Below are 19050 nucleotides of genomic sequence, written 5' to 3'. Positions count from 1 at the left end.
GGTGTTCAAGCGCCCTCCGGGCGTCCGTGATGCGACCGAGATATGCAGGGACCTTTCATTGCGCAAGCGACACATCGGACGGACCGGCGCCGGGTGTACCACCGCCGCCGGAAGAGGTGCCGCCACCGGCCCGGCGGCGCGTACCAGCCGCCTCGGACGGCGCGGTGGACTAGACCAACGGGAACCTCGGAGGTATACAGAAGGGATCACGGAGCGTGCGGGATCCTCCCGGCACGAACCCGTGCCACGATGTGAGCCGTGGCCGACAGGGGATGTCGGTCGCTTCGGCACCCGGAGCCGGGAAGGCAGAGCATGAGCACCGAGGTCAGCAGTGCGGAGAACGAGGGTGGGGCGACCGTCCGTACCGCGCGCGTGCCCAAGTACTACCGACTGAAGAAGCACCTGCTCGACATGACCCGGACGCAGGCGCCGGGCACGCCGGTCCCGCCCGAGCGCACGCTGGCCGCCGAGTTCGACACCTCGCGCACGACCGTGCGCCAGGCCCTGCAGGAGCTGGTCGTCGAGGGCCGCCTCGAGCGCATCCAGGGCAAGGGCACCTTCGTCGCCAAGCCCAAGGTGTCGCAGGCGTTGCAACTCACCTCGTACACCGAGGACATGCGGGCCCAGGGCCTCGAACCCACCTCGCAGCTGCTGGACATCGGCTACATCACCGCCGACGAACGCCTCGCCGGGCTGCTGGACATCACGGCGGGCGGGCGGGTGCTGCGCATCGAGCGGCTGCGCATGGCCAACGCCGAGCCCATGGCCATCGAGACGACCCATCTGTCGGCGAAGCGCTTCCCCGCCCTGCGCAGGTCGCTGGTGAAGTACACCTCCCTCTACACCGCCCTCGCCGAGGTGTACGACGTCCATCTCGCCGAGGCCGAGGAGACCATCGAGACCTCGCTGGCCACCCCGCGCGAGGCCGGCCTGCTCGGCACCGACGTCGGCCTGCCGATGCTGATGCTCTCCCGGCACTCGCTGGACCGCACGGGCCAGCCGGTGGAGTGGGTGCGGTCGGTCTACCGCGGCGACCGCTACAAGTTCGTGGCCAGGCTGAAGCGCCCCCAGGACTAGGGGGTGTCGTTTGGATCAGGACGACTCCAGGCAACGGTGCCTTGCAGACCGACCCGAGCGGGGTCTGGTGCGTGCAGATGCAAGGCGGAGGAGGGCGCCAGGGCGGAGCCCTGGCAACCGACGACAACGCCGCAGATGCGCGTGCCGGACCCCGCGACCCCGGCAAGATCCGAACGACACCCCCTGGGGTCCGTCGTTCGGGTCAGGCCGGCTGAGAGAGCCGGTGCGTCCCGGGCGTGCCACGCCCCGCGACGCCGGCGTGATCCGGACGACAGGCTCCAGGAGCCGCCCCGGCCGCGTGGCGTGCGACGTTGCGGTTGAGGACCGATATACGGACGAGGTCTTCCGCTTTCCAGACGCCGTCACCTACATTTTCGTGCGCACTGCACCAGGTGATCAGCGAGGGGACGGAGCCACCGCATGTCGCAAGCCCCGGAAGTGAACAGAGGGCCGACGGTGACGCCGGTGCGCGTCGTCATCGGCCTCTGTCTTGTCGCACCGTTCGTCGCCATGCTGTGGGTCGGGTCGTACGCCAAGACGGACCCCGCCCTCATCGGCATCCCGTTCTTCTACTGGTACCAGATGGCATGGGTGCTGATCTCCACCCTGCTCACGGTGACGGCGTACAAGCTCTGGCAGCGTGACCAGCGCGCCCGCCGGGAAGGCGGGACCAAGTGAACGACGGCGTGAACGGCGTCGCACTCGCCGTCTTCATCCTCTTCTTCGTGCTCGTCACCGCGATGGGCTTCCTGGCCGCCCGCTGGCGCAAGGCCGAGAACGAGCACAGCCTCGACGAGTGGGGCCTCGGCGGCCGCTCGTTCGGCACCTGGGTCACCTGGTTCCTGCTGGGCGGCGACCTCTACACGGCGTACACCTTCGTGGCCGTCCCGGCGGCGATCTACGCGGCCGGCGCGTCCGGCTTCTTCGCGGTGCCGTACACGATCCTGGTCTACCCGCTGATCTTCACCTTCCTGCCCCGCCTGTGGTCGGTCTCCCACAAGCACGGGTACGTGACGACCTCGGACTTCGTGCGCGGCCGGTTCGGTTCGAAGGGCCTGTCGCTGGCGGTCGCCGTCACCGGCATCCTCGCCACGATGCCGTACATCGCGCTCCAGCTGGTCGGCATCCAGGCCGTGCTCGACGTGATGGGCGTCGGCGGCGGGGAGGACACCAACTGGTTCGTCAAGGACCTGCCGCTGCTGATCGCCTTCGGTGTGCTGGCGGCGTACACCTACTCGTCGGGTCTGCGCGCCCCCGCGCTGATCGCGTTCGTGAAGGACACGCTGATCTACATCGTGATCGCCGTGGCGATCATCTACATCCCGATCAAGCTCGGCGGCTTCGACGACATCTTCGCCAAGGCGGGCGAGGCGTTCGGCCAGACCAACGAGGCCACCGGGAAGCCGCGCGGCGCGGTGGTGCCGGGCGAGGCGAGCCAGTGGACGTACGCCACGCTGGCGCTCGGCTCGGCGCTCGCGCTCTTCATGTACCCGCACTCGATCACCGCGACGCTGTCCTCCCGCAGCCGTGAGGTGATCCGCCGCAACACCACGATCCTGCCGCTGTACTCCCTGATGCTCGGCCTGCTCGCGCTGCTGGGCTTCATGGCGATCGCGGCCGGCGTCAAGGTGGACAACGGCCAGCTGGCGATCCCGCAGCTGTTCGAGGACATGTTCCCGGACTGGTTCGCGGGCGTGGCCTTCGCGGCGATCGGCATCGGCGCCCTGGTGCCGGCGGCGATCATGTCGATCGCGGCCGCGAACCTCTTCACCCGCAACATCTACAAGGACTTCATCAAGCCCGACGCCACCCCGGAACAGGAGACGAAGGTCTCCAAGCTGGTGTCGCTGCTGGTGAAGGTGGGCGCGCTGATCTTCGTCCTCGGCATGGACAAGACCGTCGCGATCAACTTCCAGCTGCTCGGCGGCATCTGGATCCTGCAGACCTTCCCGGCCCTGGTGGGCGGTCTGTTCACCCGCTGGTTCCACCGCTGGGCCCTGCTCGGCGGCTGGGCGGTCGGCATGGTCTACGGCACGGCCGCCGCCTACGGGGTCGCCTCGCCGACGCAGGCGCACTTCGGCGGGTCCTCGAAGGAGATCCCGGGCATCGGCGAGATCGGCTACATCGGCCTCACCGCCTTCGTGCTGAACGTCCTGGTCACCGTGGTCCTGACCTTCGTCCTGAAGGCCGTCAAGGCACCCGAGGGCGTCGACGAGACCCGGCCGGGCGACTACACGGCGGACGCGGGCGACCCGGGCGTCCAGACGGAGCTGCCCCCGGCCACCGCGGGCACCTCGCACTGATCCCCCGATCCGACGGGCCGCCGGAGAAATCCGGCGGCCCGTCGTCGTACCCGTGGGGCACACTCGGCCCATGGACTTCGTGATCAGACAGGCGTCACCCGACGAGTACCGGGCCCTCGGCGACATCACCGCCCGCGCCTATCTCGACGACGGACTGCTCGACTTCGGGGAGAGCGATTCCTACCTCGGCGAGCTGCGGGACGTCGCCAAGCGGGCCGCGGCGGCCCAGGTGCTCGCCGCCGCAGCGGACGGGCGGATCCTCGGCGGCGTGACCTTCGTGCCGTCCGGCGGCCCCATGGCCGACATCGCCCGGCCCGGCGAGGCCGAGATACGCATGCTCGCCGTCCACCACGAGGCGCGGGGACGCGGCGTCGGCGAGGCCCTCGTGCGGTCGTGCGTCGACCGCGCCCGGGCCGTCGGGGGCTGCGCACGCGTCGTGCTGTCGACGCAGCGGACGATGCGCACCGCCCACCGGCTCTACGAACGCCTGGGCTTCGTCCGCACGCCCGAGCGGGACTGGAACCCCGTGCCGGGGCTCGACGACATCACGCTGCTCACCTACCAACTGACGCTCTGACACCGGCGCGGCACAACATCTGGGGGTGCTCGCGGAACCCGGCACAAGATGTATGCTCATGCTCGCTGTCGCCGCAGGGGAATCCGGTGTGAATCCGGAACTGTCCCGCAACGGTGTACTCGTGTGTGTTCGCGTATCCGCGTGAGCGCCACGGGCTCGAGTCCGAGGACCTGCCGACAGTGCGCCCGGCCGTCCCGGTCCGGGTGCCATGACGTCCGGGCCTCGCGGAATGGGCCGGTGGACGCGACGCCGCGCGCGCTCGTGAGCTGCCCCCTGCCCTCCGCCTGGCCCCGTGCCGAGCGAGGGAGTGCCCCACGTGACCATCGCGCCAGCCGACCCGGCCTCAGTGTCCGCTGCGACGGCTTCTGCGATCCCCGTGACCGAGGAACCCGACGGACCCGGTGCCGCCCTGCTGCGGACCCTGACCGGCCTCACCGCCGACCTCCCCGACGCCGACCCCGGCCGGGTCGCCGCCGCCGCACTGCGCGGCCGGTCCGCGCGGGCCGACGAGGCGGAACTGCGGGAGCTCGCCACGGAGGCCGCGGCCGGTCTGATCTCGGAGGACCCGGTCTACTCCCGGCTGGCCGCCCGGCTGCTGACCCTCGGCATCCGCGCCGAGGCCGCCTCCCAGGGCGTCACCTCCTTCACCGAGTCCGTCGCGACCGGCCACCGCGAGGGCCTGATCGCCGACCGCACGGCCGGGTTCGTCCGGCTGCACGCGGCCCGCCTGGACGCGCTGACCGACCCGGCCGCCGACGACCGCTTCGGCTACTTCGGGCTGCGCACGCTGTACAGCCGCTATCTGCTCCGGCACCCGCTCACCCGCAAGGTCGTCGAGACGCCCCAGCACTTCCTGCTGCGCGTGGCCGCCGGACTCGCCGAGGACGACACCGACCGGTCGGTGGACGAGGTCGCCGCGCTGTACGGGCTGATGAGCCGCCTGGACTACCTGCCCTCCTCCCCCACCCTCTTCAACTCCGGCACCCGGCACGCCCAGATGTCGTCCTGCTACCTCCTCGACTCCCCCCTGGACGAGCTGGACTCCCTCTACGACCGCCTCCACCAGGTCGCGCGCCTGTCCAAGCACGCCGGCGGCATCGGCATCGCCTACTCCCGCGTCCGCGCCCGGGGTTCACTGATCCGCGGCACCAACGGGCACTCCAACGGCATCGTCCCGTTCCTGAAGACGCTGGACGCCTCGGTCGCCGCGGTGAACCAGGGCGGCCGGCGCAAGGGCGCGGCGGCGGTCTACCTGGAGACCTGGCACGCCGACATCGAGGAGTTCCTGGAGCTGCGGGACAACACCGGCGAGGACGCCCGGCGCACGCACAACCTGAACCTCGCGCACTGGATCCCGGACGAGTTCATGCGCCGGGTGGACGCGGACGGGCCGTGGTCGCTGTTCTCGCCCTCGGACGTGCCGGAGCTGGCCGACCTGTGGGGCGCGGAGTTCGACGCGGCCTACCGGGAGGCCGAGGCGAAGGGCCTGGCCAGGAAGACCCTCCCGGCCCGCGAGCTGTACGGCCGCATGATGCGCACCCTCGCACAGACCGGCAACGGCTGGATGACCTTCAAGGACACCGCCAACCGCACCGCCAACCAGACCGCCGAGCCGGGCCACGTCGTGCACTCCTCCAACCTCTGCACGGAGATCCTGGAGGTCACGGACGACGGGGAGACGGCGGTCTGCAACCTCGGGTCGGTCAACCTCGGCGCCTTCGTGACCGGCGGCGACATCGACTGGGAGCGGCTGGACGCCACCGTCCGCACCGCGGTCACCTTCCTGGACCGGGTTGTCGACATCAACTTCTACCCGACCGAGCAGGCGGGCCGCTCCAACGCCCGCTGGCGCCCGGTCGGCCTCGGCGCGATGGGCCTGCAGGACGTCTTCTTCCGGCTGCGCCTGCCCTTCGACTCCGCCGAGGCCAGGGCCCTGTCCACGCGCATCGCCGAGCGGATCATGCTCGCCGCGTACGAGACGTCCGCCGACCTCGCCGAGCGCAACGGCCCGCTGCCGGCCTGGGAGAAGACCCGCACCGCCCGGGGCGTGCTGCACCCCGACCACTACGACGTGCGGACGGCCTGGCCGGAGCGCTGGGCGGCGCTGCGGACGCGTATCGCGACGACCGGGCTGCGCAACTCGCTGCTCCTCGCCATCGCGCCGACCGCCACGATCGCCTCCATCGCGGGCGTCTACGAGTGCATCGAGCCGCAGGTGTCCAACCTGTTCAAGCGCGAGACGCTGTCCGGGGAGTTCCTGCAGGTCAACTCGTACCTGGTCGACGACCTCAAGCGGCTCGGCGTGTGGGACGCCCGCACCCGCGAGGCGCTGCGCGAGGCGAACGGCTCGGTGCAGGGCTTCGCGTGGATCCCCGAGGACGTGCGCGCGCTGTACCGCACCGCGTGGGAGATCCCGCAGCGCGCCCTCATCGACATGGCCGCCGCCCGTACCCCGTACCTCGACCAGGCCCAGTCGCTGAACCTGTTCCTGGAGACGCCGACCATCGGGAAGCTGTCCTCGATGTACGCCTACGCCTGGAAGCAGGGCCTGAAGACCACGTACTACCTGCGTTCCCGCCCGGCGACCCGGATCGCGCGCGCCGCCGGCCGGGCCACCGTGCCCGTGCAGGCCGCCCCGGACCCCGAAGCGGTCGCCTGCTCCCTGGAAAACCCCGAGTCCTGCGAGGCCTGCCAGTAATGACCACCGAGACCCCCGCCGTGAAGAACCTGCTCGACCCGGGCTTCGAACTGACCCTGCGCCCCATGCGCTACCCGGACTTCTACGAGCGCTACCGCGACGCCATCAAGAACACCTGGCACGTCGAGGAGGTCGACCTCCACTCGGACGTCGCCGACCTCGCGAAGCTCAGCCCCGAGGAGCAGCACCTCATCGGACGGCTGGTGGCCTTCTTCGCGACGGGCGACTCCATCGTCGCTAACAACCTGGTGCTGACCCTCTACAAGCACATCAACTCCCCCGAGGCGCGGCTGTACCTGAGCCGGCAGCTCTTCGAGGAGGCCGTCCACGTCCAGTTCTACCTGACGCTGCTGGACACCTATCTGCCCGACCCGGACGACCGTGCCGCCGCCTTCGCGGCCGTGGAGAACATCCCCTCGATCCGCGAGAAGGCCGAGTTCTGCTTCCGGTGGATGGACTCGGTCGAGTCGATCGACCGCCTGGAGACCAGGGCCGACCGCCGCCGCTTCCTGCTCAACCTCATCTGCTTCGCCGCGTGCATCGAGGGCCTGTTCTTCTACGGCGCCTTCGCCTACGTGTACTGGTTCCGCAGCCGGGGCCTGCTGCACGGCCTGGCCACCGGCACCAACTGGGTGTTCCGCGACGAGACGATGCACATGTCCTTCGCCTTCGACGTGGTCGACACCGTCCGCAAGGAGGAGCCGGACCTCTTCGACGACGAGCTGCGCCGGCAGGTCACCGACATGCTGCGGGAGGCCGTCGAGGCCGAGCTGCAGTTCGCGCGCGACCTGTGCGGTGACGGCCTCCCGGGCATGAACACCGACTCGATGCGGCAGTACCTGGAGTGCGTGGCCGACCAGCGCCTGACGCGCCTCGGCTTCGCCCCGGTGTACGGCTCCGAGAACCCCTTCTCCTTCATGGAGCTCCAGGGGGTTCAGGAGCTGACCAACTTCTTCGAGCGGCGCCCCTCGGCGTACCAGGTGGCGGTGGAGGGCACCGTCGACCTGTCCGAGGACTTCTGAGGCGTCTCCTTCCGGATGGTCTCCCGGGTCTCCTGGTCCCTCCGGGCCTCCCTGAGCTGACGGTCGACGCGCCGGTCGCGCACGATGCCGAACACCGAGGGGAGGACCATGAGGACCAGGAGTCCGAAGGTCGCGAGCATTCCGATCAGGGCTTCTGTCTGGTCTGCGGTCATGTCACTACTGTCACGCCTCGGACTCCTTACCGGGAGTGGCAGGACTGCCGCAGGGCCTCGATTTCCTGCCACTTCCGGGGCACACTGTCAGCATGCTGAAGAACGTGGCCGCCGTTCTGCTGGACGGCGCGCATCCCTTCGAACTCGGCGTCGTGTGCGAGGTGTTCGGCATCGACCGCAGCGACGACGGGCTTCCCCGGTACGACTTCGCGGTGGTGTCCGCGGAGGGCCCGACGCTGCGCACCCACGTCGGAGGGCTCACCGTGTCGACGCCGTACGGGCTCGACCGGCTGGACGAGGCGGACCTGATCACCGTGCCGGCCGGGAGCGACTTCACGCGCCGGGAGTATCCGCCCGCGCTGCTGGACGCCCTGCGGCGGGCCGTGGACCGGGGGACGCGGGTGCTGAGCGTGTGCTCGGGGGTCTTCGTGCTCGGTGCCGCGGGGCTGCTGGAGGGGCGGCGGTGCGCGGTGCACTGGCACCACGCCGACGAGCTGGCCCGGCGGCACCCGGGGGCACGGGTCGAGGCGGACGTGCTCTACGTCGACGAGGACCCGGTGATCACCTCCGCCGGCACGGCCGCCGGGATCGACGCCTGTCTGCACATCGTGCGCAAGGAGCAGGGGCCGGAGGTCGCCAACAAGATCGCCCGGCGCATGGTCGTACCGCCGCACCGGGACGGCGGTCAGGCGCAGTACATCGAGCGGCCGCTGCCGCGCTCCTCCTGCGACACCGTAGGCGAGGTGCTGGCATGGATGGAGCAGCACCTCGACCAGGAGGTCGCCGTCGAGCAGCTCGCGGCCCGGGCGCTCATGTCCCCGCGCACCTTCGCCCGCCGCTTCCAGCAGGAGACGGGCACGACGCCCTACCGCTGGATCCTGCGCCAGCGCGTGCTGCTGGCCCAGCGGCTGCTGGAAGCGACGGACGAGACGATGGACACGGTGGCCCGGCGCACCGGCTTCGGTACGGCGGCGGCCCTGAGGCACCAGTTCGTCAGGGCTCTCGGCACCACCCCGCACGCCTACCGGCGCACCTTCCGGGGCTCCGAGGCCGCCGCCTGAGCCGCGCCGCCGCGGCACTCACCTCGCTACGGGCCTGACCAGCAGGTCGTGCGGACGCAGTGTGATGCCGACGCGCACCGCGTCGTTCGAGCCCGGCACCTGCTCGAAGCGGTACCTGGCGGCGAGCGCCGCCGTGATCAGCGTCAGCTGCGCCATCGAGAAGTGGTCGCTCGGGCACTTGCGATTGCCCACGCTGAACGGCCGCATGGCGTATTTCGGCAGTTCCGTCACGCGCTCCGGAAGCCATCGGTCCGGGTCGAACTCCAGGTTGCGGGCGTACGACTTCGGATCGCGCTGGATTGCGTACGGACTGTAGATGATGTCCGCCCCGGCCGGAATGCGATAGCCACCGAGTTCCGTCTCGACCACCGCGCGCCGCGTCAATACCCATACCGCGGGGCGCAAACGCATGGCCTCCACGATGACATTGCCGGTGTGCGTGAGCCGGCGAACGTCCTCGAATGCCACAGGACGTCCACCGGTCACCTCTTCCACCTCGTCGCGTATGCGGTCGGCATGTTCCGGGTGTTCGGCAAGTGCCCGGAGCAACCACATGATCGTGGAGGCGATGGTTTCGCTGCCGGGGGTGAGGATCGCGACGACCTGGTCGTGGATCTCCTGTTCCCCGATCGGGTCGCCATTGTCGTCCTCGGCCTCCAGCAAAGCCGTCAGCAAATCGTCCGGCTTTTGGCCGGACGCGCGACGCTCGGCGATGATCTCGTCCACCACGAGGTGCAGATCGGCCAGCGCATTGTTGAATTCGCGATTGGCCGGCAGCGGCAGCCGGTACAGCGGCCCCAGCGGGACGACCATCCGCCGGTACATGCCGCGGAAGACGGTGGCGAGGGCTACGCACAGGCGCTCGGCGCGCTCGTCCATGTACTGGCCGCGCAGCAGGCACCGGGCCGCGACGCGCACGGCGACGCGGAAGGACTCGGAGGTGGCGTCGACGGTCTCCCCCGGCCGCCAGCGCTCGGTGAGCGCGTGCGCCTCCTCCTCCATGATCGGCCCGTAGGCGGGGATCGCGTCCAGTTTGAAGGCGGGCTGGATGGTGCGCCGCTGGCGCCGGTGCAGCGGGCCGTTGGCGGTCGCCACGCCCTCCTTGCCGAGCAGGCCCTCCAGCGACTCCCACAGCGGGCCGGCGATGTGGTAGTCGGGGCTCAGCGCGAGGGCGCCGGTGAGCGCCGGAGTGGTGACCGCGTACACGGTCTTCGGGCCGAGCCGGATGCGTACGACGTCGCCGTGGTCGCGCAGCTGGGCCATGAAGGCCAGCGGGTCGCGGGCCAGCCTCCAGCCGTGCCCGAGGAGCGGGACGCCGCCGCCCGCGACGGGCGGCTCGCGCAGCTCCGCCGCGTCGTCGGTCCGGGTCCCGGGGTTGACCGAATCGACGGTCATTTCTCACCTGCCGCTTCGTTGTTGACGTACGGGGGCGTGGACCGGTCGTCCCAGCTGTCGACCATGTAACGGCCGGACTCGTGATGGAACCAGTAGACGGAACTGAACCAGTTCCGCATATTGCCGACGCAGGCCCGCACGGCGCCGCTCAGTTCCTTTCCGCGCACGGTCCCGTCGGCGAGCCAGTCGGCGAACCGCAAGGCGTCCTGTTCGGCGACGAGGAATTCCGTGACACATTCCTCGACGCGCCGCCGGACTTCCTCTATCGATTCTTCCAGGGTCAGTTGGTGATGGGTGATGAGACTGATTCCGAGATTGTGGACCTCGTCGCCCGCTAGTTCCTTCGGCAGCGAGCAGAGGTCGTTGTACCAGGCGGCGAATTCCTGGCTCAGCAGTGCCGCCCGCCGGTATGCGGGGTGTTTTCGGACGGCATCCGGGAGTTCGCACCCGGCGCTCGGCTCCAGCAGGTCGGTCCAGATCCAGTGCGCGAAGGTGAGCCGGCGCAGTGCCAGGTACTCCTCGACTCCGGGCACGACTCCGTGGGTGCGGTTGCGGAATTCCCGGTCGTACGCCTCGATCACCGCGTGGAAGTGCCGGGCGAACCGGGCGTTCCACGTCGGCGGCAGGAAGGCGTACAGCCGCAGCACACTGTCGGCGAAACCGGCGACCAGCGCGTCCTCGTGGTGCAGGTGGTCCGCGGGCGAGTCCAGGGCCGTGTGCAGCCGGTCCCGCAGCTGCCGCCAGGCGGCCGGCCGGCCGTGGACGATGTCACGGTCGTGCCGGTCGTCCCAGACGAAGAACCACGCGCTGTAGTCGGCTATCGCCTGGAGGACCTCGTCGGGGGCGCCGAGGTAGTACCCGGCCATGAGGTCGGTGTAGCACAGGCCATCGGCATATTCCTCGACCTTGTCCGCCGGCATGAGCCGCTTTTCGAGCAGCCACGTGCGGGTCTTCTCCTGGAGCTTCGGCCAATACGGGTGCAGTCGCCGGGTGAATTCCGCCTCGATCACCGGGAGTGAGAGCTGCGGTGGAACTGCGATCGCGGTCGGTGTCGCTGTGTTGCCGTGTGGGAAAGCATGCACGAACAAACCCCTCTCAGCCGCCGGTGGCGCACACCTCTCGCTGAGCGGGGCGTGCGCCGTTGCGTATCCCCGCTCAACCATTCAGCACCACAACTGACCGTCCTGGGAACGGATTTGCTCCATTCACTACCCCACGGCGCCTGAATCCTCCTGTTGTGTGTCGGCTTCGGGATCTCCGGGCGAGCAGCAGGGAAGAAACGAGTCGCGGACACACGAACGGCGCCCGCTCGGGTGGGACCGAACGGGCGCCGTGCGTCTGGGGCTTGTGAGGCGGAGGTGAGGCTCAGTCGTTCGCGACCACGGGGTAGCGCGGCTCGTTCTCGGCCATCTGCCGCAGCGCGTCCTTGCGTTCGCGCTTGGAGAGCCGGTCGATGTAGAGGTACCCGTAGAGGTGGTCGGTCTCGTGCTGCAGACACCGTGCGAAGTAGCCGGTGCCGCGCACCTTGATCGGGTCGCCCTTCTCGTCCTGCCCGGTCACCTCGGCGTAGTCGGGGCGGGCGAGCGGCGCGTAGGCGGTCGGCACCGACAGGCAGCCCTCGTTGCTGTCGTCGAGGCGGCGCCGGTCGGCGGGCAGCTCGACGAGCCGCGGGTTGCAGACCACGCCGACGTGGCGGACGCCCTCGTCGTCGGGGCAGTCGTAGACGAAGACCTTCTTGTCGACGCCGATCTGGTTGGCGGCCAGGCCCACGCCCTCGGCGGTGCGCTGGCTGGCGAACATGTCCGCGACCAGCTGCTGGAGGTCCTCGCCGAAGTCGGTGACGTCCTGGCACTCCTTGTGCAGCACCGGATTGCCGACCACCGTGATCGGCCGCGAGGTACCGCGCTCACGCCAGGCCGTCTCGCGCTCCTCGCAGTCCTCGGTGTCCACGACGAAGCCCTCGTCGTCCACGGGGAGCACGCCCGTGTGCTGCTGATCGGTGTCCTGCTGCGCCATGACCGACGTACGCCTTCCTCATGAAACCCGGGTGATGCCTGATACAGGGTACGGGGAAAGGGACGACGGCCTCAGCAGACCTCTTCGAGATCCCGCCAGTCCCGGGAATCCGGGCTGTCCGCCACCCACCCGTCCAGCAGCCCCCGCACCAGGGAGGCCGGCGCGGCCACACCGCACTCCCGCTCCGGCACCCACAGCTGCCCGTCGGTCCGGTGCCCGAGCGGCCCCGGGTGCCCCGGCTCGCTCTGGTCGTGCGGGTCGAGATGCTCGCCGTCGCCCTCGTCGGACGGCATCCGGGACTCCGAGCACGTCCGGCACAGCAGCCGCACGGAGGACGACCAGTCCTCGGCGGCGAACCCGGCGTCGGCGGCGAGCTGCTCCAGCGCGTCCCGGTCCGCCTCGGTGGCGGCCTCCAGGAGGACCACCCAGGTGGGCACGGGCGACGGCGCCCACAGCTCGATCTCGTCGAAGACCGGGTAGGCGTGTCCGGCGGCCGTGGTCCGCTCCCCGTGCGGGACGCCGTCGTGCAGCACGACCTCGCCCCAGCGCCGCCCGGAGGACGGCAGCGGAATGGACAGCACCTCGATGCGGGCGGGGTCGAGCCGCCGCCCCCACACCACCTCGGCCTCACCCTCGGGAGACAGCCGTACGGCCGCGCTGCCGAGGTCCATGCCGAGGGGTTCGCCGGCGTCCGTCGCGTCGCCGGGCGTCTTCAGCCCGTAGGCCTGCCACGCGCGGCGGGCCAGGGGCCAGTCCTGCAGAGCGGTCGCGGCGATGCCCACGTTCCACCAGTCGGGCGCCCCGCTGTCCCGGTCGAGCAGCGCCACGGCCCGCAGGCCCGCAGCTCTGGCCTGCTCCCAGTCGTGCCGGAACTTGTGCAGCAGGGCGAGGTTGAACCACGACTCCGACAGCCAGGGTTCCAGGTCGGCGGCCCGCGTCAGCAGCGCGCCCGCGTCCTCGTAGCGACCGTCGCCGATCAGCGTGAACGCACGGTCGGTGGCCTGCCGCCAGGAGGCGGAGGGCCGGTGCCGTCCCTTGCCGAAGATCCTCACGATTCCCGCCTGCCAGTTCCGTTCTGTGGGCTGGCTGTGCCTTTTCGCGCCCCCGGACACCCTCTCCTGCGCATCAAACCATGTACGGCCTGCGGGGCGCTCATTACCCATGGGTTACCCAGCCGAGGGCGAGGTAAGGCTGCCTCGGGAGAGCACTCGGGCCAGTGCCTCCACGACGTCGGGAGCGTAGTCGCCCGCGGTGGCGAGGCGCAGCTCCTCCAGCGCGGAGAGGTCGCCGCCGGGGCCGGCGTCCCGCGCCTTCTCCTCGTAGGCGTTCACCGCGCGCACGATCCGCGCCGCGACCGGCTGGTCGTGGCAGGGGTCGGCCTGCCGCTCCACCACCACTGCGACCGCGGCGTCGACCCCGGTCTGGCGGACGACGGCCCCGCCGAGCAGCGCGATCCGCCGCTGTTCGGCCACGGGCAGGCCGGCCGTGGCTCCCGCCGGGACCGGGTCTACGAGGCTCAGCTGTCCGATGTCGTGCATGAGGGCCGCGTACTCCAGCACCGTCAGCTCGGGCCCGGACAGCCCCAGGTCGCGTCCGACGGCCGCGCTGAGCTCGGCGACGCGGCGGGCGTGCCCGGCGGGGGTGTACCCGGCGATCTCGGTGGCCCGGGCCAGGGAGGCGATGGTCTGCCGGTAGGTGGCCCGGACGGCGGCGTACCGCCGGTAGGACAGCTGCGTGAGCAGCAGCGGCACGCAGAAGACGGGCAGTGCCCACAGTCCCGCGACGGCCACCGCGAGTGCCATCACCGCCCCCGTCGCGCACACCGCGGAGGTGACGCCGACCATGGCGCGCAGTTCCTCGCGCAGCAGCGGGCCGAAGGGCCACCCCGTACGCGCGTGGGCCGGCGCCGCGGCGAGCACGGCGTCGCACAGTGCGGTCAGGGCGAGCAGCGCGATCAGCAGCAGCGCGTGGGCGGGGCCGCCCCAGTCGTGGAAGGTGCCCCGGGCGGCCGGCGGCTGGAAGCACACGGCGGCGAAGGCGACGGTGAGCAGGCGCCGCGCCAGGTGGTCGAGCACGGGTCCGTGTCCGCGCGCGATGTGCGGGACGCTGCCGAGCAGGGAGGCGACGAGCACCACGGTGACGGTCTGGGCGGCCCCGTGGTGCACGGGCCGTCCGGCGTTCTCCCCGAGCAGGGCGTACGCCAGCGCCCCGGCGGTCCCGAGCGGCGCGGTCTCCCGGCCCTCGCCCCCGGTGCGCCGGGTCAGCTCGCCGAGCGCGACGAGGACCCCGAAGGCGAGCGCGACGGGACGCTCGACGACACCGGTCCACAGCACGGAGGCGAGGCACACGAGCGCGACGAGGGCGGCGCCGGTGTGCATCAGGAGCACCGCCGGGGTCCGTGGCGCCGTCACGGCCCGCTCCCGTCGCGGCCACGGTCCGGACAGGCCGCGTCCGGTGCGGGCGGGGCGGAGGCCGCCCGCCGCCCCCGCCGCCCCCGGCGGCGTCACGAAGCCCCCCTCGTCACGCTGCCGCGCGCGTCCTCGCCGTGGCCGTCGGCCGGACGGGACGGGTGGGCGTGCGCGCCGTCGGAGGTCACGGCCGGGTGCCAGCCGTGGTGATCCAGCGCCCGCACCAGGGCCCCGACCATCCGGGGGTCGAAGTGGGTCCCGGCGCACCGCCGGAGCTCCTCCACGGCCTTCGCGACGGGCCGCGCCCTGCTGTACGACCGGGTGGACGTCATCGCGTCGAAGGCGTCGGCGACGGCGACCACCCGGGCCGACTCGGGAATCTGGCCGCCGGCCAGTCCGTAGGGGTATCCGCTGCCGTCCAGCCGTTCGTGATGGTGCAGTACGGCGGCGCGGGCCTCGCCGAGGAAGCGGATGCCGCGCACCATCTCGTGTCCGTACTCGGGGTGCAGCTCGATCACGCGCCGTTCCTCGGGCGTCAGCGGCCCGTCCTTGCGCAGCAGCCGGGTGGGCACGCCGAGCTTGCCCACGTCGTGCAGGATCCCGGCGAAGCGCAGCGTCTCCACGCGCTCGTCGTCCAGACCCAACTCCCGGGCGATCAGCATCGAGGCGTGGCCGACCCGCTCGCTGTGCCCGCGCGTGTAGCCGTCCTTGATGTCGACGGCCTGCACGAGGGCGCGGATGGTCGCCTGGTGCGCGGCTCGCTCCCGGTGGTACTGGGCGAACGCCCACCAGGCCACGCACATCGGCAGGAGCACGAGCAGCGCGGCGACCGGGCCGTAGGGGCTGCGCCACAGGACGGCCATCATCAGACCGGCGAGCCCGTGCACGGCGATCGGGGCGAGCGACCGGAGGAACAGCCCCCGCCACGCCCGCCGCACCGGCACCCGGTCGGCCAGCGCCAGGATGCCGCCGTCCAGCAGGGTCAGCACCAGGCAGAAGGCCAGCACCGCGGCCCCGGCCGGCGCGAGCGCGTAGGGGAAGTCGGGGGCCGCGACCGCGTCCCGCCCGCCGCACTCCGCGTGCACGTGGGCCGCGGCCCACGGGGCGAGGGTCAGCTGCGCGGCCCGCCAGGTCCGTCGCAGGGCGGCCGGCCGCTGCGCCACCGGGGACAGCAGGGTCCCCGGCAGTGCCACGAGCGCGGCGGCGGCCGGCGGGAGCAGGAAGGCCCCGGCGAGCAGCACGGGGTAGCAGGTACCGACGAAACGGGACCGGGCGACCTGCTCGCAGCCCGCGTACAGTCCGGCGAGCAGCAGTACGGCCCACCAGGGCGTGGGCGCCTGGGGCAGCGGGCGCAGACAGAGCAGGGCGGCGAGGACGACACCGGCGACATACGCGCGCGCCCGCGCCGGTACCGCGTCCATGAGCACCTCCCCCGGCCATGCCTGTCAGGCTCGCGAGCCTAGGACGGCGGCAGGGGGAGGCGGGCGGATGCCCCGCGGGTTAGCACGTACGAGTGACGGTCACGCGGAGCTTGCCGGGCTCAGGACTCCTGGGGCGTGGACGGCGCCGACGTCACGTCGTGCTCGGGCACCGACTGGCCCGAGCGGATCAGGTCGATCCGGCCCATGACCTTGGAGCGCAGGTCACCCGGTACGTCGTCGTGTCCGCAGCACCGCTTGACCAGCTTCTTCACGGCCTGCTCCAGCCCGTACTTCTCCAGGCAGGGCGAGCACTCCTCGAAGTGGTGCTCGAACTTCACGCAGTCCGAGTCCGGCATCTCCCGGTCGAGGAACTCGTAGAGATGGTCGAGGATTTCGCTGCAATCCGTCTCGTGCGGCTCTCCGCAGCTCATGACCCCGAGCCTTTCGCTTCGTTCGACTCTCCGGCGCCGGCCGGGACCAGACCACGGTCGCGGGCGTAGTCCTCCAGCATGCCGCGCAGCTGACGGCGGCCCCGGTGCAGCCGGGACATCACCGTACCGATGGGTGTCCCCATGATGTCCGCGATCTCCTTGTAGGCAAAGCCCTCTACATCGGCCAGATAGACGGCGATGCGGAATTCCTCGGGGATCGCCTGGAGCGCCTTCTTCACGTCCGAGTCGGGCAGGTGGTCGAGCGCCTGCGACTCGGCGGAGCGCAGACCGGTCGACATGTGCGACTCGGCGCGCGCGAGCTGCCAGTCCTCGATCTCCTCGGCGGCGCTGCGCTGGGGCTCCCGCTGCTTCTTGCGGTAGCTGTTGATGAAGGTGTTGGTGAGGATGCGGTACAGCCACGCCTTGAGGTTGGTGCCCTCACGGAACTGATGGAAGGACGCGTACGCCTTGGCGTAGGTCTCCTGCACCAGATCCTCGGCATCGGCCGGGTTGCGGGTCATGCGCAGCGCTGCCGAGTACATCTGGTCGAGGAACTCGAGCGCGTCCCGCTCGAAGCGCGCACTGCGCTCCGCGGTCGACTCCGCGCCCGTGCCCCGGCCCTCGGGCTGCTCCGCCTGGCCGTGTTCGGTCCCTGCGTCGGTCCCAGTGACCGGACCCACCTCCTCCAGTGATGTCGCGGAGCCGAAACCGGTCCCGCTCGAATCGGAGGATAGACGACGATCCGGCCCGCTCGCCGCCCGAACAGGGGCGGTCTTCGCCGCGTGCAGCACCGTCCAGTCCAGGTCGGATCGGCTGCTACGACTCGGGCAGAAGGTCGAACCCATGCGGCAGACTTCCTCTCCTACGGCGTCGGTGCTGATACTCAGCAACGTACGACCGGCACAACAGCGGTCGCCCGCCGGTCATTCCCGGGCCCTCAGCCGAGTGAGCGGGTCCACTCCGCGACGCCGTCGGTGATCAGCTCCAGGGCTTCGTCCTGCGTGATCCCGGCCCGCTTGGGCACGGCGAAGCCGTGGTCGCCGTACGGCACCGGGGTCAGGTCGTAGCTCCCGTCGGGGAACTCCCCGGGCCTGCCGAACGGATCGTTGCCGCCCTGGACGACGAGGGTGGGCACCCCGGCCCCGAGCAGTTCCGCGGCGCGGGACTTCTCCGGCTTGCCCGGCGGGTGCAGCGGGAAGCTCAGGGCGAGGACGGCCCGGGCGCCCAACTCGGTCGCGGTGCGGCAGGCGACGCGGGCGCCGGCGCTGCGGCCGCCGGAGACCACCGGCAGGCCGGGTCCGTTCAGCGCGGGCCAGACGCCCCGCCAGCCGGTGTCCAGGGTCTTCGGCGCGGGCGCCAGCTTCTTGCCGGCCACCCGCCAGGGCTGCTCGACCAGGGCGACGGTCACGCCCCGCGCGGGCAGTTCCGCCGCCAGTGCCGTGAGGTCGCGCGCCTCGATGCCGCCGCCGGCGCCGTGGCCGACGGCGAGGACCAGGCGGGGTCGTGCGGCCTGGTGCCAGGTGATGCGGGCGGCGCCGGCCTCCGTGTCGATGATCTCGGTCTTCACGTCAGAAGAGTGTGCCCTCCTCCGGCGCCGCCAGCTCCTTCAGCAGCTCCGGACCGTTGTTGCGGACGTTGCTGACGGCCGTGGCGACGGGGTACGCCCGCATCAGCCCGGCGGGCGGCGGCGTGAGCAGGGAGGTCAGCTCGTCGGGGTCGGTGCGCGCCGGGTCCAGCCAGGCGTCCCACCGGTCCGGTGTCAGCATCAGCGGCATCCGGGGGTGGATGTCGGCCAGGACGTCCGGGCCCTCGGCCGGGGCGACGGCCAGCGGCGTGGTCTCCGCCTCGGTCGTGATCACCGAGCAGGTCACCCACCAGGCCCCCGGGTGGTCGTCCGGCAGCATCCGGTCCCGCCAGAACTCGTACAGTCCCGCCATGGCGAAGACGGAGCCATCGGCGGGGGTCACGAAGTACGGCTGCTTGCGGGGCCGCTTCCTGCGCCCCTCGACCTCCAGGTCCCGCTCCTGCTTGCCGGTGACCCACTCGTAGTAGCCGTCGGCGGGCAGGATGCAGCGCCGGGTGGCGAAGGCACGGCGGTAGGACGGCTTCTCGTGGACGGTCTCCGCGCGGGCGTTGATCATCCGGGCGCCGCCCTCGGGCGTCTTGGACCAGGAGGGGACGAGCCCCCACTTCAGTTTCCGCAGCTGGCGAACCGGCCTCGGGTCATGGGCGTCCTTCAGGGGACGGTCCAGGACGGCGTAGACCTCCTTGGTGGGGGCCACGTTGTAGTCGGGCTCCAGGGTCTCCTCGGGCTCCCACTTGTCGATCTCGAAGATTCCTGCGAGATCCTCGGGTCGACGACTCGCCGCATACCGTCCGCACATACGTGCCACACTGCCAGGCCCGCCCGTCTCCGGGCCACCACCCGGCACCGAGGCGCTTCGCGCCGCACCCGCCCGACCGCGCAC

Annotated in this window: 18 protein-coding genes and 1 riboswitch; of the genes, 7 read left to right on the top strand and 11 right to left on the bottom strand. The window is 71.2% G+C overall.

Annotation, left to right across the window (positions count from 1 at the left end; translation table 11 throughout):
* Window positions 1-312: 312 nt before the first annotated feature.
* The 6 genes from AC0VYN_RS05735 to AC0VYN_RS05710 all read left to right on the top strand — a co-directional run bounded on the left by AC0VYN_RS05735 (window position 313) and on the right by AC0VYN_RS05710 (window position 7677).
* Window positions 313-1077 (top strand): GntR family transcriptional regulator, encoded by a 765-nt coding sequence (locus AC0VYN_RS05735; protein ID WP_451692005.1) that lies wholly within the window; start codon window positions 313-315, stop codon window positions 1075-1077.
* Between the two features lie 420 nt (window positions 1078-1497).
* A complete protein-coding gene (locus tag AC0VYN_RS05730; protein WP_475535043.1) occupies window positions 1498-1755 on the top strand; it encodes a DUF3311 domain-containing protein in 258 nt (85 codons plus the stop codon).
* Window positions 1752-3380: a monocarboxylate uptake permease MctP gene (gene mctP, locus AC0VYN_RS05725; protein WP_385473391.1), complete on the top strand. Its 1629-nt coding sequence runs from the start codon at window positions 1752-1754 to the stop codon at window positions 3378-3380. The genes AC0VYN_RS05730 and mctP overlap by 4 nt, the downstream gene beginning before the upstream one ends.
* Before the next feature lie 70 nt (window positions 3381-3450).
* Window positions 3451-3957 (top strand): GNAT family N-acetyltransferase, encoded by a 507-nt coding sequence (locus tag AC0VYN_RS05720; protein ID WP_475535042.1) that lies wholly within the window; start codon window positions 3451-3453, stop codon window positions 3955-3957.
* Window positions 3958-4009: 52 nt separating this feature from the next.
* Window positions 4010-4149, top strand: a riboswitch (cobalamin riboswitch).
* A gap of 124 nt (window positions 4150-4273) precedes the next feature.
* Window positions 4274-6655 (top strand): ribonucleoside-diphosphate reductase subunit alpha, encoded by a 2382-nt coding sequence (locus AC0VYN_RS05715; protein ID WP_475535041.1) that lies wholly within the window; start codon window positions 4274-4276, stop codon window positions 6653-6655.
* The gene (locus tag AC0VYN_RS05710) at window positions 6655-7677 is read left to right on the top strand and encodes a ribonucleotide-diphosphate reductase subunit beta (protein ID WP_385469438.1); all 1023 of its coding nucleotides are present in this window, start codon (window positions 6655-6657) and stop codon (window positions 7675-7677) included. Before AC0VYN_RS05715 ends, AC0VYN_RS05710 begins: the two co-directional genes overlap by 1 nt.
* Here the strand turns inward: AC0VYN_RS05710 and AC0VYN_RS05705 are convergent.
* Window positions 7590-7850 carry a hypothetical protein gene (locus AC0VYN_RS05705; protein ID WP_475535040.1) on the bottom strand — a complete coding sequence of 87 codons (261 nt, stop codon included), beginning with the start codon at window positions 7848-7850 and terminating at the stop codon, window positions 7590-7592. The genes AC0VYN_RS05710 and AC0VYN_RS05705 overlap by 88 nt on opposite strands.
* Window positions 7851-7942: 92 nt before the next feature.
* Between AC0VYN_RS05705 and AC0VYN_RS05700 the strand changes: the two genes are divergently transcribed.
* Entirely contained in the window at window positions 7943-8911 is a 969-nt protein-coding gene (locus AC0VYN_RS05700) for a helix-turn-helix domain-containing protein (RefSeq protein WP_475535039.1), read from the top strand.
* Between the two features lie 18 nt (window positions 8912-8929).
* Here the strand turns inward: AC0VYN_RS05700 and AC0VYN_RS05695 are convergent, their stop codons facing one another.
* The 10 genes from AC0VYN_RS05695 to AC0VYN_RS05650 all read right to left on the bottom strand — a co-directional run bounded on the left by AC0VYN_RS05695 (window position 8930) and on the right by AC0VYN_RS05650 (window position 18966).
* A complete protein-coding gene (locus AC0VYN_RS05695) occupies window positions 8930-10306 on the bottom strand; it encodes a bifunctional albaflavenone monooxygenase/terpene synthase (RefSeq protein WP_475535038.1) in 1377 nt (458 codons plus the stop codon).
* Window positions 10303-11388, bottom strand: a complete 1086-nt coding sequence (cyc1, locus tag AC0VYN_RS05690) for an epi-isozizaene synthase (protein ID WP_475535037.1) — start codon at window positions 11386-11388, stop codon at window positions 10303-10305. Before cyc1 ends, AC0VYN_RS05695 begins: the two co-directional genes overlap by 4 nt.
* A gap of 283 nt (window positions 11389-11671) precedes the next feature.
* A complete protein-coding gene (gene def, locus AC0VYN_RS05685) occupies window positions 11672-12322 on the bottom strand; it encodes a peptide deformylase (protein WP_451692012.1) in 651 nt (216 codons plus the stop codon).
* Window positions 12323-12393: 71 nt separating this feature from the next.
* Entirely contained in the window at window positions 12394-13374 is a 981-nt protein-coding gene (locus AC0VYN_RS05680; RefSeq protein ID WP_385469448.1) for a tetratricopeptide repeat protein, read from the bottom strand.
* Between the two features lie 114 nt (window positions 13375-13488).
* Window positions 13489-14700, bottom strand: coding sequence for an HD-GYP domain-containing protein (locus tag AC0VYN_RS05675; protein WP_385469478.1), 1212 nt, complete (start codon window positions 14698-14700; stop codon window positions 13489-13491).
* 125 nt (window positions 14701-14825) lie between these two features.
* Window positions 14826-16151, bottom strand: coding sequence for an HD-GYP domain-containing protein (locus AC0VYN_RS05670; RefSeq protein WP_385469450.1), 1326 nt, complete (start codon window positions 16149-16151; stop codon window positions 14826-14828).
* A gap of 119 nt (window positions 16152-16270) precedes the next feature.
* Window positions 16271-16582, bottom strand: a complete 312-nt coding sequence (gene rsrA, locus AC0VYN_RS05665; RefSeq protein ID WP_385469452.1) for a mycothiol system anti-sigma-R factor — start codon at window positions 16580-16582, stop codon at window positions 16271-16273.
* Window positions 16579-17262 carry an RNA polymerase sigma factor SigR gene (sigR, locus tag AC0VYN_RS05660; RefSeq protein ID WP_385469454.1) on the bottom strand — a complete coding sequence of 228 codons (684 nt, stop codon included), beginning with the start codon at window positions 17260-17262 and terminating at the stop codon, window positions 16579-16581. Before sigR ends, rsrA begins: the two co-directional genes overlap by 4 nt.
* 257 nt (window positions 17263-17519) lie before the next feature.
* On the bottom strand, window positions 17520-18149 hold the full coding sequence (locus AC0VYN_RS05655) for an alpha/beta hydrolase family protein (RefSeq protein ID WP_475535036.1): 630 nt from the start codon (window positions 18147-18149) through the stop codon (window positions 17520-17522).
* Window position 18150: 1 nt separating this feature from the next.
* On the bottom strand, window positions 18151-18966 hold the full coding sequence (locus AC0VYN_RS05650) for an SOS response-associated peptidase (RefSeq protein ID WP_475535035.1): 816 nt from the start codon (window positions 18964-18966) through the stop codon (window positions 18151-18153).
* Between the last annotated feature and the right edge of the window lie 84 nt (window positions 18967-19050).

This window comes from Streptomyces sp. 63XJN7_1_ISO-PGPR-S23-121, assembly GCF_056173025.1.
The sequence above is the reverse complement of the archived record's forward strand: the minus strand, read 5'-3'. Positions and strand labels throughout refer to the sequence as shown.